This window comes from Streptomyces sp. SID12488, assembly GCF_010548275.1.
In the GTDB taxonomy this organism is placed as follows: Bacteria; Actinomycetota; Actinomycetes; order Streptomycetales; family Streptomycetaceae; genus Streptomyces.
Window position 1 is genome coordinate 1 of record NZ_JAAGLT010000022.1, and the last position, 14594, is coordinate 14594.

A 14594-nucleotide genomic window follows, 5' to 3' on the forward strand; every position below is an offset into this window, starting at 1 on the left:
CAGCCCCACGACCGGCAACAACGGCTCCAGCACCGACCACTGCTCATCCGAAAGATCCCCACGCCCCACACCTAGATCATCACGGCATGAAGCATGGTCAGGGACTCAGTTCCAAAACACGGCCTAGACGGGGCGGGTGGGAAATGCCGCTCGCCGTCGAGAAGTTCGAGGGCGCCCGGCGAACGGACTGGAAACGGGCGGGTGGGTGGGAAGCAAGGCCTGGGCTGCAGCGGCCTCGCCCATCGGACGCCGGGTCGGCGGTGTGGTTTGAGGGCGCCCCGCCAACGGGCTGGAAGCCGGGGGGTGGGTGGGAAATCTCGCCCAATTCCCCTACCCCACCCGCGACATCCGAGCCACCGGATCCCCCGCCTCCGGGTTGTCCGTCTCGTACTTCAGGTCGTCGCCGACCGGAGTGAGCAGCACCCTGTGCGAACCCGTGGTGCACACGCTCCTGTTCGACTTGTCGGCGATCGACGTGACGACGAGCTGCGTCTTCGTGACCTCCTTCAGGAACAGGTCGTCGTCGCAGATGCCGCCGATCTGGTCGGTCTGCCGGAAGGTGCCCAACTTCTCGCCCACGGCGACCTGTTGGACCGTCACCCGGAACGTCCCCATCGGCAGCGTGCCCTCGAGGGCGACGGCCGGCCCCTCCCAGGTTCCGACATAGGACGCGGGGATCGCCGTAGGCCCGGTGACCACGTCCCCCGACGAGGTGCTCGGCACCGGGCTCTCCTCGACCTGGCCGGAGTCCTCGGTCGGCACCGGGGAACTGGCCGCGTCGGCGCCGCTGCTCTGCGCGGTGTCGTCGTCGGCGCCCCCGCCCGGCAGCAGGTCGAACACATACACCGAGCCCACCGTCACCGCGGCCATCGCGCCCGCCACCGCGAGGGCCACCGTGCAGCTCAGCTTCCGTCCGCGCCCGCCCGCGACGGGCGTGGAGGTCGCCGCCAGGCTCACGGAGACCTTGCCGGGCGTCCGGTCGGCCGGTTCCGGCTCCCGCTCCGGTTCCGCGTCCCGAGGCCCCGGCAGCGCCGGAAGCACCGGACCCGGCATCACCGGCGGCGGCCCGAACTCCCCCACCGCACCCACCGGCCCGGACAGCGAACCCTCCTGAGAGTCCGCCTCAGCAGTTGCCACCTCCAGGTTCAGCAGCGCCACCGCGCTCCGGCTGACCCGCTCCACCAGCACCCCCGGCAGCCACCCGCCCGCCACCAGCCGCGCCGCGCCCTCCGGAGCCAGCCGCCGGGCCACCTCGCCGGGGGCCGGTCGCGCTGCCGGGTCCTTCGCCAGGCACTCCTCGACCACCTCCCGCAACTCACCGCCGAGCCCGTCGAGTTGGGGCTCCTCGTGGACGACCTTGTAGAGCAGGGCCGCCGAGGAGTCACCAGGGAAAGGGGATCTTCCGGTCGCCGCGTACGCCAGTACCGCGCCCAGGGAGAAGACGTCCGCCGCTCCCGTGATCGGCTTGCCGAGGATCTGTTCCGGTGACATGTAGCCGGGCGAGCCGACCGAGACGCCCGTCGACGTCAGGGACGCCGTGCCGTCCGTGGCCCGCGCGATGCCGAAGTCGATGAGGAGGGGGCCGTCGAGGGTGAGCAGGACGTTCGAGGGCTTCACGTCCCGGTGGACGAGGTTCAGGGCGTGTACGGCGGTGAGCGCCTCGGCGAGGCCGGCGCCCAGCGCCCGTACGGAATCCAGGGGCAGGGGACCGTCGCCCGTGATCGCCGCCGTGAGGGAGAGGCCGGCCGCGTACGCCGTCGCCACCCATGGCACCGGGGCCTCGGGGTCCGCGTCCAGGACGGGGGCCGTCCAGGCGCCGCCGACCCGCCGGGCGGCCTCGACCTCGCGCCGGAACCGGGCCCGGAACTCCTCGTCGAGCGCGAAGTGCGGGTGCACGATCTTGACCGCGACGGTACGGCCGCCGGCGCTGCGCCCCAGGTAGACCCGGCCCATCCCGCCCGAGCCGAGCCGCCCGAGCAGCCGGTAGGGCCCCACGACGGTCGAGTCACCGACGTCCAGTGGCTGCATGACCCCCACCTCTCCCCCGTACACACACCTCATGCGCTCACATATGCCCGCACACACCCGCGTGCGCCCGCATTGCGCGCGTCGGTCCCGTGCGCGAGCAGCAGCCTACGGCTCCAGGAGGTCGACCTCCACGTCCGCGGGGAAGCCCGTCGTGGGGCCCACCCGGCGGGCGAACTCCCGCACGGCCGCCAGCTGCGGTGCGCCGAAGCGGAAGTCGAGGGTCGTGAAGTAGCGCTCCAGGACCTGCGCGTCGAACTCCTCCCAACGGGCCGCCTGCTCGGCGACCTTGCCGACCTCCTCCAGAGAGAGGTCGCGGGAGGCGAGGAACGCCTCGTGGACCTTGCGGGTCAGGACCGGTTCGCGCTCCAGATAGTCCTTCCGGGCCGCCCACACGGCGAAGACGAACGGCAGCCCCGTCCACTCCTTCCACAGGGCGCCCAGGTCGTGCACCTCAAGGCCGTAGCGCGGGCCGTCCAGGAGGTTGGCGCGCAGGGCGGCGTCCCCGATCAGCACCGCGGCGTCCGCCTCCTGCATCATCAGGCTGAGATCGGGCGGACACGTGTAGTAGTCAGGCCGTACGCCGTAACGCTCGGTCAGGAGCAGTTGCGCCAGGCGCACGGAGGTGCGGGAGGTCGAGCCGAGCGCCACCCGTGCGCCGTCCAGGCGGTCCAATGGGACCTGAGAGACGAGCACGCACGACATCACCGGGCCGTCGCAGCCGACGGCGATGTCCGGAAAGGCGACCAGATCGTCGGCGTTGCGGAGGAACTCGACGAGCGTGATGGGCCCGATGTCGAGATCGCCGCGCACCAGCTTCTCGCTGAGCTTCTCAGGGGTGTCCTTGGTCAGCTCGAAGTCGAGGAGCGTGCCTGTTCTCGCGAGCCCCCAGTACAGGGGCAGGCAGTTCAGGAACTGAATGTGGCCGACGCGCGGCCGGGTGCGAGAATTGTCCACATCGCGAGGCTAACGGGCGTTCGGTACGGTGCACCCTCCCGGGGGCTGTCAAGGCCGTGAGCCGCCCCTCAAACGTCCGGGTGACGTGATCTTGACCTCTATTGCTTTCAGGTGCCTGCATGCTAGGCTCGCCGCAAGTTGCAGTTTGGTTTCCCTTGCAGTACAGAGCCTGCGGAGCATCTGACCGTGGGCTCTCGTCGTATTCAGATGAATGCAGTTGTTTACAAGTTTTTGTTTACACCTTGCAGGTTCTGGAGCAGGGCAACCCTTTGGGCCCAGGGAGGGCTTATGGCTACCGGAACCGTGAAGTGGTTCAACGCCGAAAAGGGCTTTGGTTTCATTGCCCAGGAAGGCGGCGGCCCGGACGTCTTCGTCCACTACTCCGCGATCAACGCGAGCGGATTCCGCTCTCTCGAAGAGAACCAGGCGGTTTCCTTCGACGTCACGCAGGGTCCGAAGGGCCCGCAGGCGGAGAACGTCAGCCCGATCTAAGTCTTCGGCTCAGCTGAGCCGAACGCTCTGATCCGGAACGTGTGCAGTACCCCAAGGAGCTCCGAGCCGTCACGACGGCATCGGAGCTCCTGCCTTTTCCGGCGAGGCCGGCCGCGTTGTCCGTGGTCGGCCGCATTGTCAGTGGGCCCCGCTAGCGTCCCCTCCATGACCACCGAGACCAACGCCGACGCCAAGCCCGACGCCAACCCCGACTTCGTCGCCGCGACGCGCGTCTTCTACGACGCCATCGCCGAGGACTACTTCGACCGCTTCCGCTCCGGGCTCGCCGCCCAGCCGTTGGAGCGGGCCGTGCTCACCGCGTACGCCGAGTTCGTACGGGGTTCAGGGGGCGGCAGCGGACAGGTCGCCGATCTCGGGTGCGGGCCGGGGTGGGTCACCGGGTTCCTCGACTCGCTCGGGCTGTCGGTGTTCGGGCTGGACCTGTCGGCGGCGATGCTCGCGGTGGCCCGGCGGGAGCATCCGGGGCTGCGGTTCGAGCAGGGCTCGATGCTGGAGCTGGACCTCGCCGACAGCACCCTCGCCGGTGTCGTGTCCTGGTACTCGACCATCCACACCCCGGCCGACCGACTGCCCGGCCTCTTCGCGGAGTTCCGTCGTGTACTGGCGCCGGGCGGGCATCTGCTGCTCGGTTTCCAGGCGGGGGACGTGCACAAGCACCACGACCAGCCCTTCGGACGCCCCGTATCGATGACCTTTCAGCGGCGCCGGCCCGAGTGGATCGCCGAACTGCTGGCGGAGGCCGGGTTCACGCTCGCGTCACAGACCGTACGGGCGGCGGACGAGGAGGCCGGGGAGTCGTCCGAGCAGGCGTTCCTGATGGCCCGCAGACCGTGACCGGCCTGCGGGGCTGAGGGATTCAGGAGGTTCCGGCTCAGTATCCGTAGTCCTCGGGGTCCGGAAGTGGCTTGTAGTCCTTGTACTGCTGCCACTCTCCCGGGTTGTCCTGGATCAGCTGCAACAGCTTCCCGAAGGCGGTCGGGTCGTACAGCGCCCCGTTTATCTCGTCGGGGACACGGACGTCGTCGATCACGGCGGTCGGTGTTCCCGGGCCTTTTCCGGGCTCCGTGCCGACAGTCTCGTAGGCGTGCTCGGAGGCGGTGACGAAGGAGCGGTACTTCATCGTCCTCACCGCCGACTCGAACGCGGGGGTGCGCAACCCGTCGACCCGCTCGGCCAGTTCGAGGAGGCGGGCGTCGGTGAAGCCGTCGACCTCCTCCTCGGGCTGGTTGGCGTACAGCACCTCGTGGTACTCGGCGAACCGGTCGGCGTCCAGCGCGGCCCTGAGCGCGTTGGCCGCCTTCTTCGAGCCGCTCCCGCCGAACCTGTCGTCGAGGAAGGAGGCCAGGGTGTACTCGGCCTTGACCTCCCGCCGCAGCACGGCGTTCTGGAGTTCCGGGCCGCCGCCGGTCGTCTCGAACTCCTCGCAGACCGGGCAGCGCATGTCCTCGTACAGGTGCACGGTCACCTCGGCGGTCGGGTCGCCGACCATGATGGTCGTGCCACTCACCGCGAGCTTCTCCGGCACCTGCGCCAGGGTGTCGTACGGCTTCGGATCCCCGTACCGCTGCCCGCATCCCGTGACGAGCGCCATGCCCAGTACCGCCATGCCGACCACCGCGACCGCCGTCGTCCTTCTTGACGCGGCGAACCGCCCCCCGTGCCTTACGCGCACCTGTTGCCTCCCCAGCAATCAGCGTGACACTAAGGCATGTTCATGCAGAACGCACAGGTATATCGCCCGGCTGCGGGCCCCAGTGGTCCCCCCGGCGGTCAGAGCACCCCCGCCGCTGCCAGTGCCGCCACGTATCCGAACGTCATCGCCGGGCCGATCGTCGAGCCCGCGCCCGCGTAGCTGTGGCCCATGACGGCGGCGCTGGCGTTGCCGGCGGCGTACAGGCCGGGGATCGTCGTGCCGTCGGCCCGCAGTACCCGCGCCTTGGCGTCGGTCCGTAGGCCACCCTTGGTGCCGAGGTCGCCGGGGACGATCCGGAAGGCGTAGTACGGGGGCAGCCACAGAGGGGCCAGGCAGGAGTTCGGGAGGACGGCCGGGTCGGTGTAGTAGTGGTCGTACGCACTGTCGCCGCGCCCGAAGTCGGTGTCGTCGCCGTTCAGGGCAAGGGAGTTGAAGCGGCTGACCGTGGTACGGAGGGCGGCGGACGGGACGCCGATGGAGGTCGCCAGGGCGTCGAGGCTCCAAGCCTTGTACGCGGCACCGGAGTTGTACCAGTCGGCCGGGAGTACGAAGGTCGGCGTGACGTCCTTGAAGAGGTAGCGGTTGCGGTAGTTCTGGTCGACGATCAGCCAGGCCGGGATGTCCGGGTCGGTGGCGTCGCGCTCGTACATGGTGTGGACGACGTCGCTGTAGGGACCGGCCTCGTTGACGAAGCGGGAGCCCGCCGCGTTGACCAACAGGCCGCCGGGGAGGGTGCGTTCGGCGAGGCAGAAGTACGGCTCGCCTGGGAGCGGGATCGCCGGGCCCCACCAGGCGTCCTCCATCAGGGCGAGGGAACCGCCGACGCGCTCCCCCGCGCGGATTCCGTCCCCGGTGTTCTCCTTCGCGCCGACCGTCCACTGCGTGCCGATGGGCTGCTGCTGGTACTGGGCGCGCATCGCCGCGTTGTGCTCGAAGCCGCCGGAGCCGACGATCACGCCTCGTCGGGCGCGGAGGAGACCGGCGGTGCCGTTGCGGGTGACGACGGCTCCGGTGACTGCTCCGGACTCCGAGTAGAGGTCGGTGAGTGGGGTGTTGAGCCAGACCGGCACTCCCGCCGACGCCAGGCCCGCGCGCAGTCCGCCCGCGAGTGCCTGGCCCATGGTGAGCGGGGTCTGGCCCTTGAGGGCGGCCTTCGTGCCGCGCGCCAGGCACTCGCCGGCGACGGCGGCGCCCTTCGCGTTCACGGCTGCGAGGGCGAGCCACTTGTAGTCGGCGCTGAAGACGACCATGCCGGACGGGACGGCGAGGTAGGGCGGGTTGAGGTGGGCGAGTTCGGCGCCCAGGATGTTTCCGTCGAGCTGATCGGGCTCTATGGAACGGCCGTTGGGAAGCCCGCCGGGCAACTCCGGGTAGTAGTCGCTGTATCCCTCCATCCAGCGGAAGCGGAGGGGGCTGTTCGCCATGACGAAGGAGAGCATGGCGGGTCCGTGGGCGAGGAATGCCTGTTGTCGGGCGGCGGGGACGTCCGGTCCGACGACCGCCGCGAGATAGGCGGCGGCCTTGGCCGGAGTGTCCGGCACCCCGGCCGCCAGGATCACGGGGTTGTTCGGAATCCAGATCCCGGCGCCGGAGCGGGCCGCGGACCCGCCAAAAGTGGGCGCCTTCTCGACAACGACACAGGTCAGCCCCTGCTTTGCGGCCGTCAGCGCGGCGGTCATCCCGGCGGCGCCCGCTCCGACGACCACGACGTCGTACGTCCCGAGGAGGGGTGGCGGGGCGAGGGACGGGGCTGCGGCATGGGCCGTCCCCTGCCCCGCCGCGACACCCACCCCGACCGCAACACCCGCCACTGCGGCGCCGGCCAACACGCCTCGTCTGGAAGGGAGTTCGGCACGTCCGGAAGATTCGGAACGGTCGATACGGTCGGTACGTCTCGCGGGGTCCGCTTCTGGGTTCATGGGGCGGGAATGTCGTGCTTGGGTCTTGGGAAGTCAAGGCCTATACCTGACCGACAGTGAAACCCGCTCGACCGCGCCTCCCCCTGGAGAGATCCTTTCCGCATGGAGTTCCTCTGCTACCACCGCGACCGTCCCGACTCCCTCGCGCTGCGCTACGAACTGTTGGAAGAGCACTGGTCGTACATGGACCAGTACGCCAAGGAGATGATCGCCCGGGGCCCGACCTTCACCGCCGACGGCGAGACCCTCACCGGCAGCGTGCACATCCTCGACCTGCCCGACCCCGCCACCGCCCGCGCGTTCGCCTTCGACGAGCCGGGCTACCAGGCAGGCGTCTACCGGGACGTGCTGCTGCGCCGCTGGCGCAACACCCTGGGCCGCACGATGTGGGACTTCCCCGGCGGCCCTACCGAGGGCAACCGGTACCTGGTCCTCGGCCTCGGAACCGGCGAGCCCGCCGACCTCGCCCTACCGCCCGACCGGGACGACGACCTGATCGCCTACGGGCCGCTGCTGTCCGACGACGGCACCACCTGGCTGGGCACGGCGGCGCTTCTCCGGGCGCCGGACCCGGCCACGGCCCGCACCGTCTTCCTGGCCCCGGACCGGTACGCCGACATCGAGGTGCACGACTGGCAGTTCGGCGGGCGGCAGTAAGAGGTCGTTTCATCCTGTTGTTTCATCCCTGGATGAAACAACAGGATGAAACGACGTCTTAGCCGGTTCGGGTCGTCCTTGTTCTTGGCCACCTCGATGCACAGCAGGTTGTCGTGGGCGTCCGCGTGCTCGTGAAGGACGTAGTGGGCATCGTTCGTCGTTCCCGACTCGGGGCAAGCACCGACCGCTACTCATGCTCGGACAAGCGGATCTCGCTACTCCGAGGCGTCTGCCAGGTCGGCGGAGGGCTCTTGCCCACGCTGGAAGGCACGGCCGAAGTGTTGGCCGGAGCTGCCGACGGACATGAGGTTCGTGCGTTTGGCCACGCGACCGTCTCCGGAGGAACGCCCACGCGCGCGCCTGCCGATCCACGGACCTAGGAATCCGGCGACCCAGCGCACCTCGGCTGACGCGGCACGCAAGAATCGTGCCCGACCAACAGGCAGGACGGGCAACGGGTGCGTCCAGGAGGCGTCAGCGTCTGGCAGGTTGAGCGAGTGAGCGAGCGCCGCCGCGATCCGCTGGTGGCCGAGTGGGCTCGAGTGGAGGCGGTCCTGACTCCACAGGCGTGGATCCGTTGCCACCGGATACATGGTGACGTCGGCGACGACGACACCATGCCGGTGCGCCGCCGCGCGAACGCGGTGGTTCAGCGCCTCAAGACGCGGCCGGAGCGGACGGGCCAGTGGAGTGATGCGCGCGATGTCGGGAATGGTGAGCGTCGCCACGCGCGCCCCCTGGCCGGTGAGCGCGGCGAACATCGCCTCCAGATGCGCGGCCACCTCATCCGGATCGAAGCGGGGGCGCAGCATGTCGTTGACTCCGGCCACGACCGTCGCGAAGTCCGGCCGCAGCGCAAGCGCCGTGGGCAACTGCTCCGCGTGGACCTGCCCGGCCAGACGGCCCCGTACTGCGAGATTGGCGTACCGGAGCTGCGGGCTGTGCCGAGCCAGGTGCTCGGCGAGCCGGTCTGCCCACCCGCGCAGGCCCGTCAGATCGTCGGCGTCGCCCACCCCTTCGGTGTGACTGTCGCCCAGGGCCACGAAGCGCAGGTAGCGGGTCTCAGTGCCTGACATGAGCGGCTGGCTCCTTCTCGCGATCACCGGAAGAGCCATCACTCTACTCACTTTTTTGAGTATTAACCTTGGCGCGCTGGTCGAGCCTGCGCAACGCCATGTCGCCCCACTGGAGGTTCTCCCGCTCGAACGACATCCCGCGCAGCAGAGTGAGGTACGGGCCGATACGCTCGGCCTCGGCGAAGTACGCCTCCTCCGAGCGGCCGCCCAGCAGTCGTTGCCGGATTCTCTCGTAGCGGGCCAGCTTGGCCGTGGCCCATTCCATGCGTTCGACGACGGCGGCGCGCACCGCCTCGACGTCGCCGGCGTCCGCGCACTGCACCTTGACCAGCAGCTCGTCCCTGATGACCGCGGGCCGACCCGGTGGCTCGGCCGTGTATGCGCGCACAGCCTCCCGCCCAGCCTCCGTCAGGGAAAACAGCCGTTTGTTGGGACGCCGCCGCTGCTCGACGAGGCGGGCCGCGACCAGCCCCTCGGCCTCCATACGCTCCAGCTCCCGATAGAGCTGCTGAGGCGTCGCCGCCCAGAAGTTCGCGACCGTCGCGTCGAAGCCTTTCGCGAGGTCGTAACCGGACGCCTCGCCCTCCAGCAGCGCGGCCATCACCGCGTTCCGCAATGCCATGGGAGCAAGGTACGGCCCAGCGAGCATCCAATGGTGAGCACTGCCGGAGCGCCGCACCCTCGACAAGCACCGGAGTCGCCTCTACCCTCCTCTACACATATACAACTTGTTGAGTATCGAGGTCGATCATGCACCCCTTTCGCAAGGCCGTCGAGAACGGTGACCTGGACGCCGTGGCCGCCCTTCTGGCCGACGACGTCGTCTTCACCAGCCCGGTCGCCTTCAAGCCGTACCCGGGCAAGGCGATCACCACCGCGATCCTGCGCGCTGTGACACAGGTCTTCGAGAACTTCACCTACGTCCGGGAGATCGCGAACCCCGACGGCCGCGACCACGCGTTCGTCTTCACCGCGAGCGTCGCCGGAAAGAAACTCCAGGGCTGCGACTTCCTGCACTTCGACGAGGACGGCAAGATCGACGACTTCACGGTGATGGTGCGCCCGCTGTCGGCCGCCCACGCGCTGTCCGAGGCCATGGGCGCCCAGTTCGAGAAGATCGCCCGAGAGGCCGCCGAGCAGTGAGCCCGACGACCGACGCCGTGGTCATCGGCGCGGGAACGCCTGACTGACCGCCGCCACCCTCCAGCATGCGGGACGACGCACCTCCTTGTGAGGCGTCACAACCGGCTCGAAGATCCACCTGATCACGGAGCGGACCGGTTTACCCCTCTCCGTCGGCATCTCCGGCGCTAACCTGCACGACAGCCAGGCGCTGGAGCCGCTCGTGCGCGGGGTCCCGCCGATCCGCTCCCGCCGAGGGCCACGCCGACGTAAGCCCGCCAAGTTGCACGCCGACACGGACTACGACTACGACCAACTGCGCCGATGGCTGCGCAAGCGCGGCATCCCTCCACACGGTTGGGCCGCCACCGATGGACGATCGAGCGCACCATGGCCTGGCTCGCCGGCTGCCGTCGGCTCCACCGCCGCTACGAGCGCGAGGCCGAACACTTCCTGGCCTTCGCAGCCATCGCCTGCACCCTCATTTGCTACCGCCGGCTCACCAAATGAGACACCGTGGCGGCCTGCCGTCGGAATCACGCCCCCACTCAGTGACGCCGAGCTGATCACGCTCGCGGTCATGTCGGCGCTGCTCGGATACACCTCTGGCCGGCGCCGACTTCGCCGCGTCGGGCGGGACTTCGGCCACCTGTTTCCCCACGTGCCCCAGAAGTTCGGCTACAACAAGCGGCTACGCGCCGCGTCCTCACTGCTCACCAGCATGATCCGGATCGTGGCCCGCGATACCTCACTGTGGAGCGAAGATGTGTGGCCAGCCGATGCTGCGCATCACACTAACTAGCGGCGGAGGCGGCGACTGCCTCGAAGCCGCCTACACCTGGCGCAAGTCCAGCCACAGCAGTGGCGAAGGCGGCGAATGCGTAGAGGTGGCCGCCTGCCCCCACGCCATCCACCTCCGCGACTCCAAGAACCCCACCGGCCCCCACCTCACCCTCTCCCCCACCACCTGGTCCCTCTTCCTCCGCCAGGCGTCTGTGTAACAGCTGTAACAGCTGTGCTGCGTACGCGGCCGAGGTGGACTTACCGGGACCCTGCGCGGTGATGATCAGGGCATGACCATGACCACCCGCGCGGCCACAGCGGCAGCGATCTGCGCGGCGGTGCTGCTGACCGGCACCGCCTGCACCAGCGGCGACGACGGGCCGAAGACCTCGGCCAAGAAGTCGGCCCCTGCCACACCCACGCCCACCGTCTCCGCCGAGCCCGCCGACGACGCCGTTGAAGACCGCCCCTACGCCGACACCGTCAGCAAGGCTCCGCAGATCGACCGAAAGACCATCGCCTCGTTCGCCAACGGGCAGTTCGGGCGTGCCATCCCCTTCAAGGGCGGGCTCCACAAAGGGACCCTCGGGATCGCCCTGAACTGCGAGGGCAAGGGGACCGTGAAGGTCGAGGTCCCCGACCTCGGCATGAGCTTTGTCGAGGAGTGTGCGGACGGCAAGGTCGCCACCATCTACAACGAGATGGAGATCAGCGACCCGGACCCGGACGCGTACGTCCAGATCATGGGCACTTCCGGGGTGCGTTGGTCGATCTCCGCCGGGCAGTGACACACCCCGTGAGCCCGTTATGAAGCTGCTGAGCTCAGCGAAGAAGCATGGGGAAAGTCCGCCGACCGATGCTGGAAGCTGAGGATCTTCGGGTTCTGGACGACGCCGTCGCGGATCTCGATGGCCTTGCGGACCGTGACGTCGGCATCCCATGCCACCGGGCCGCTCATGACCTTGCGCAGGTACGGCAGGAGCGCCTCGCTGATTTCCCAGGTGGCGGAGTTCCACAGGTGGGACGGGCTGTGGTCGACCGCGTAGTAGTGACAGCCAGGTCCCACCGTGAACATCGGTTCGCCGAAGGTGGTCGGGCGGGCCCACTCGAAGCCCATGCCGTCGTCGCAGGAGACGTCGATGAAGACGGTCCCCGGCCGGAACCCGGCGAGTTCCTCGTCGTTGACGAACGTCAGCGGCGCGTCGGTGTCCTGCAGGATGCAGTTGACGATGATGTCGAACCCGGCCAGGTACTCCGCGAGCGGCACAGGGCCGGTCGGGGTGGCTGCCTGGAGGCGCGACGGGTCGTCCTCCTGCTCCTCGAAGTGGGACATCACGACCGAGGGCATCGGCGAGGCCACCGCCGCTGCGGCGCGCTGGGTGAGCACCGTGACGTCGGTGACCCCCATGGCGCCCAGCCCGGTGACCGCTCCGCGCGCCGTGGCGCCGAAGCTGATGACCACCGCGCGCAGGCGGCGGCCGTAGTGGCCGGTCAGCCCGCCGAGCTGGAGGGCGTGCAGGACCGAGCAGTAGCCGGCCAGCTCGTTGTTCTTGTGGAACACATGGACGCTGAAGGCGCCCGCGGAGGTCCAGTGGTTCATGGCTTCCCAGGCGATCAGGGTCAGCCGTCGGTCGATGGCGAGCTGGGTCATCTTCTCGTCCTGCACACAGTGCGGCCAGCCCCACAGCACCTGGCCCTCGCGCAGCTCGGCGACGTCCTCGTGCATCGGCTTGGGCAGCAGCAGGACGTCGCACTCGGCGATGAGCTCCTCGCGGGAGCGCAGGCCCGCCACCAGGGGGCGCAGCGCATCGTCCGCGACGCCGAACCGTTGACCGTACCCCCGTTCGAGGAAAATCTTGTCGCGCAGGTCAGGTGCGATTCGGTCGAGGTGACGGGGGTGAAGCGGCAGGCGAAACTCGTTCTCCTTGTGCGAGGAGGCGAGTACTCCGAGAGTCATCAGGCTCATGTGGGGCGGCTCATTTCCGACCGGACGCGATGCGTCCCGGCATTGCCGTTCCCCGAGGGCGACGCCGAAATGGATGACGGCGTGCGAAGTGCGCTCGGTACCGCTACCGTACTCCGGTCCAGGTCCACGGAGTGCCCGCCGCTCGTTTGAGCTCGAACAGCCGGCGACGACAACCGACGACGTCAGCGGCCCAGCGTCGTCCCCACGTCCTCCCATGCCCGTGCGCTCAGCAGCGGCCGGAAGCCGGTGAAGAGGGCGAGCAGATCCGGGCCCCACTGTTCGCGGAACACCGGGTTCACTCGGGCCAGGTCCAGCTCGTTCGCGGCCGTCAGCTCGGCGAGGTCCTCGCACCGGCTCCGGTTCGGAGTTCGCACGGCACCGGTGAAGCGGTCGTGGAGCGGCGCGTCCAGGGTGGCCAGGCCCGGGTAGGTGGCCTTGCGGTCCATGGCGGCGTAGACGTGCACGATCTCCTCCGCCTCCGGGCCGATCACCCTCGCCAGCTCGGCGCGGCGGTCGAGGGAGAGCAGCGCGGTGGGGAAACCGTCGCTGCCGTAGGCGGCGTGGCAGAGGCCCGCCAGGCGGAGGGCCGGCCGGGCCTCCCAGGCGGCGAGCAGACGGTAGACCCGACAGAGGTGGGCGAGCAGGGTGCCGCCGGGGTGCGCAATCTGCTCGGCGCCCAACTGCCTCAGGAATCCGACGGCTTGGGCGGCAGCGGAGGTCGCGAGGGTGGGAGGAGGGGGCTGAGGGGGGAATGGAGGAGACGGAGCGTGAGACGGAGAGGGGGAAGGGGAAGCGGACATGGGGTGGCGTCCTCTCGGTGCGCGAAAGGTCGGCACCCGTCCGCTCCCCGCCCTGTGGTCCGGACCCCGGCGGGGGCGCGGGACGGGTTGCCGCCTGGGCCCTGCGCTGATCGTGACGTACTCGCCCGTAGCCAGTCAATCCTAAGGTTCTGTCACCAACTCCAAGTGTTAGCTTGGGTGTTGTGACCCTGGATGACCTCCGCGTCTTCGTCGCCGTGTGCCGGGCGGGCAGCCTGAGCGCGGTGGCCCGTGACCTCGCGTGTACGCAGTCGGCCGTCAGCCAACATGTGAAGCGGCTGGAGCGGGAGACGGGCGTCGCGCTGCTGGAGCGGCACGCGCGAGGCGTCGTACCGACCGAGGCCGGGCGCGTGTTGCAGGCCGCCGCCTCGGAAGGCATCGCCGGGCTGGATCTCGCGCTGCGGCAGCTCAAGGACCTCGTCGACGGGGAGAGCGGGTCGGTACGGGTCGCCACCGGCGCCACGACCGTACGGCACTTCATGGCGGAGGCGGTTGTCACCTTCCGGCGTCAACACCCCAAGGTGAGCCTGGAGTTCCGTACGGAGAACTCCAGCCGGGGGTGTTTCGCCGCGCTGGCCGACAGTGAGCTGGATCTTGCGTGGATCACCATCGGGGGGCCGGTGCGGGGGATCGAGCAGCGGGTGGTGATGGAGTTGCCGTGGGTGCTTGCGGTGGGGGCGGGTGAGGCTCTTGCGGGGCGGGACTGTGCGGAGGTCGGTGATCTGCGTGACCTGCGGCTGATTCGGTTGCCGCCCAACTCGACGTCCGCGGCGCGTCTGGACGCGGCGTTCGCTGAGGTGGGGGTGCGGCCGGTGTTCGACACGAGTGTCGCCGACTGGGACACGGCTTTGTTGTTGGCCGAGTTGGGGTTGGGGTGCGCGATTGTTCCGGCCGTGCCTGATCTGGTGGTGCCGGGTGTGGAGGGGCCGGTTCGGTTGATCCCGGTGCCCGCGCTTCGGCCGTTGGCGGTGGGTTGGGCTGTGCGGCGGTGGGATGCGCTGAGCCCGATCGCGCGGGTGTTTGCGGACACCGTCGCGGAGAGTTGCGGTCGTTAAGGCGCCCATT

Annotated in this window: 16 protein-coding genes and 1 pseudogene; 9 read left to right on the forward strand and 8 right to left on the reverse strand. The window is 69.3% G+C overall.

What is annotated here, in order from left to right; translation table 11 throughout:
* Window positions 1-330 precede the first annotated feature (330 nt).
* The gene (locus G3I56_RS28375; RefSeq protein WP_164413814.1) at window positions 331-2028 is read right to left on the reverse strand and encodes a serine/threonine-protein kinase; all 1698 of its coding nucleotides are present in this window, start codon (window positions 2026-2028) and stop codon (window positions 331-333) included.
* 105 nt (window positions 2029-2133) lie between these two features.
* Window positions 2134-2982 carry a menaquinone biosynthesis protein gene (locus G3I56_RS28380; RefSeq protein WP_164413816.1) on the reverse strand — a complete coding sequence of 283 codons (849 nt, stop codon included), beginning with the start codon at window positions 2980-2982 and terminating at the stop codon, window positions 2134-2136.
* Window positions 2983-3270: 288 nt separating this feature from the next.
* On the opposite strand from G3I56_RS28380, the gene G3I56_RS28385 reads away from it, so the two are divergent.
* Together G3I56_RS28385 and G3I56_RS28390 are read left to right on the forward strand one after the other, a co-directional pair.
* A complete protein-coding gene (locus tag G3I56_RS28385) occupies window positions 3271-3474 on the forward strand; it encodes a cold-shock protein (RefSeq protein WP_006380707.1) in 204 nt (67 codons plus the stop codon).
* A gap of 165 nt (window positions 3475-3639) precedes the next feature.
* Window positions 3640-4329, forward strand: a complete 690-nt coding sequence (locus G3I56_RS28390; RefSeq protein WP_164413818.1) for a class I SAM-dependent methyltransferase — start codon at window positions 3640-3642, stop codon at window positions 4327-4329.
* A 37-nt stretch (window positions 4330-4366) separates the two neighbouring features.
* Here G3I56_RS28390 and G3I56_RS28395 read toward each other — a convergent pair whose 3' ends face one another.
* On the reverse strand, window positions 4367-5086 hold the full coding sequence (locus G3I56_RS28395) for a thioredoxin domain-containing protein (RefSeq protein ID WP_239135158.1): 720 nt from the start codon (window positions 5084-5086) through the stop codon (window positions 4367-4369).
* Between the two features lie 179 nt (window positions 5087-5265).
* Window positions 5266-7107 carry a 3-oxosteroid 1-dehydrogenase gene (gene kstD, locus G3I56_RS28400; RefSeq protein ID WP_275406853.1) on the reverse strand — a complete coding sequence of 614 codons (1842 nt, stop codon included), beginning with the start codon at window positions 7105-7107 and terminating at the stop codon, window positions 5266-5268.
* 102 nt (window positions 7108-7209) lie between these two features.
* Here kstD and G3I56_RS28405 point away from each other — a divergent pair, with 102 nt between their 5' ends.
* Window positions 7210-7764 (forward strand): YciI family protein, encoded by a 555-nt coding sequence (locus tag G3I56_RS28405; RefSeq protein ID WP_164413822.1) that lies wholly within the window; start codon window positions 7210-7212, stop codon window positions 7762-7764.
* 215 nt (window positions 7765-7979) lie between these two features.
* On the opposite strand, the gene G3I56_RS28410 is transcribed toward G3I56_RS28405, so the two are convergent.
* The gene (locus G3I56_RS28410) at window positions 7980-8840 is read right to left on the reverse strand and encodes an SGNH/GDSL hydrolase family protein (protein ID WP_164413824.1); all 861 of its coding nucleotides are present in this window, start codon (window positions 8838-8840) and stop codon (window positions 7980-7982) included.
* A gap of 43 nt (window positions 8841-8883) precedes the next feature.
* Entirely contained in the window at window positions 8884-9462 is a 579-nt protein-coding gene (locus G3I56_RS28415; protein ID WP_164413826.1) for a PadR family transcriptional regulator, read from the reverse strand.
* 128 nt (window positions 9463-9590) lie between these two features.
* Between G3I56_RS28415 and G3I56_RS28420 the strand changes: the two genes are divergently transcribed.
* The 5 genes and pseudogenes from G3I56_RS28420 (at window position 9591) to G3I56_RS28440 (ending at window position 11533) form a co-directional block, all read left to right on the forward strand.
* Window positions 9591-9983 (forward strand): nuclear transport factor 2 family protein, encoded by a 393-nt coding sequence (locus G3I56_RS28420; protein ID WP_067271159.1) that lies wholly within the window; start codon window positions 9591-9593, stop codon window positions 9981-9983.
* A 103-nt stretch (window positions 9984-10086) separates the two neighbouring features.
* Window positions 10087-10472, forward strand: a pseudogene (locus G3I56_RS28425) (transposase); the annotation flags it as partial.
* Between the two features lie 70 nt (window positions 10473-10542).
* Entirely contained in the window at window positions 10543-10764 is a 222-nt protein-coding gene (locus G3I56_RS28430) for a hypothetical protein (protein WP_239135149.1), read from the forward strand.
* Entirely contained in the window at window positions 10727-10963 is a 237-nt protein-coding gene (locus G3I56_RS28435; protein WP_164413828.1) for a DUF397 domain-containing protein, read from the forward strand. The genes G3I56_RS28430 and G3I56_RS28435 overlap by 38 nt, the downstream gene beginning before the upstream one ends.
* A gap of 72 nt (window positions 10964-11035) precedes the next feature.
* A complete protein-coding gene (locus G3I56_RS28440) occupies window positions 11036-11533 on the forward strand; it encodes a hypothetical protein (protein WP_164413830.1) in 498 nt (165 codons plus the stop codon).
* 17 nt (window positions 11534-11550) lie between these two features.
* Here the strand turns inward: G3I56_RS28440 and G3I56_RS28445 are convergent, their stop codons facing one another.
* A complete protein-coding gene (locus G3I56_RS28445) occupies window positions 11551-12711 on the reverse strand; it encodes a N(5)-(carboxyethyl)ornithine synthase (protein WP_164413832.1) in 1161 nt (386 codons plus the stop codon).
* A gap of 182 nt (window positions 12712-12893) precedes the next feature.
* Window positions 12894-13391: a DUF6817 domain-containing protein gene (locus tag G3I56_RS28450; protein WP_343240073.1), complete on the reverse strand. Its 498-nt coding sequence runs from the start codon at window positions 13389-13391 to the stop codon at window positions 12894-12896.
* A gap of 302 nt (window positions 13392-13693) precedes the next feature.
* On the opposite strand from G3I56_RS28450, the gene G3I56_RS28455 reads away from it, so the two are divergent.
* Complete coding sequence (locus tag G3I56_RS28455) at window positions 13694-14584, forward strand: LysR family transcriptional regulator (RefSeq protein ID WP_164413834.1); 891 nt, start codon at window positions 13694-13696, stop codon at window positions 14582-14584.
* The last annotated feature ends 10 nt before the right edge of the window (window positions 14585-14594 follow it).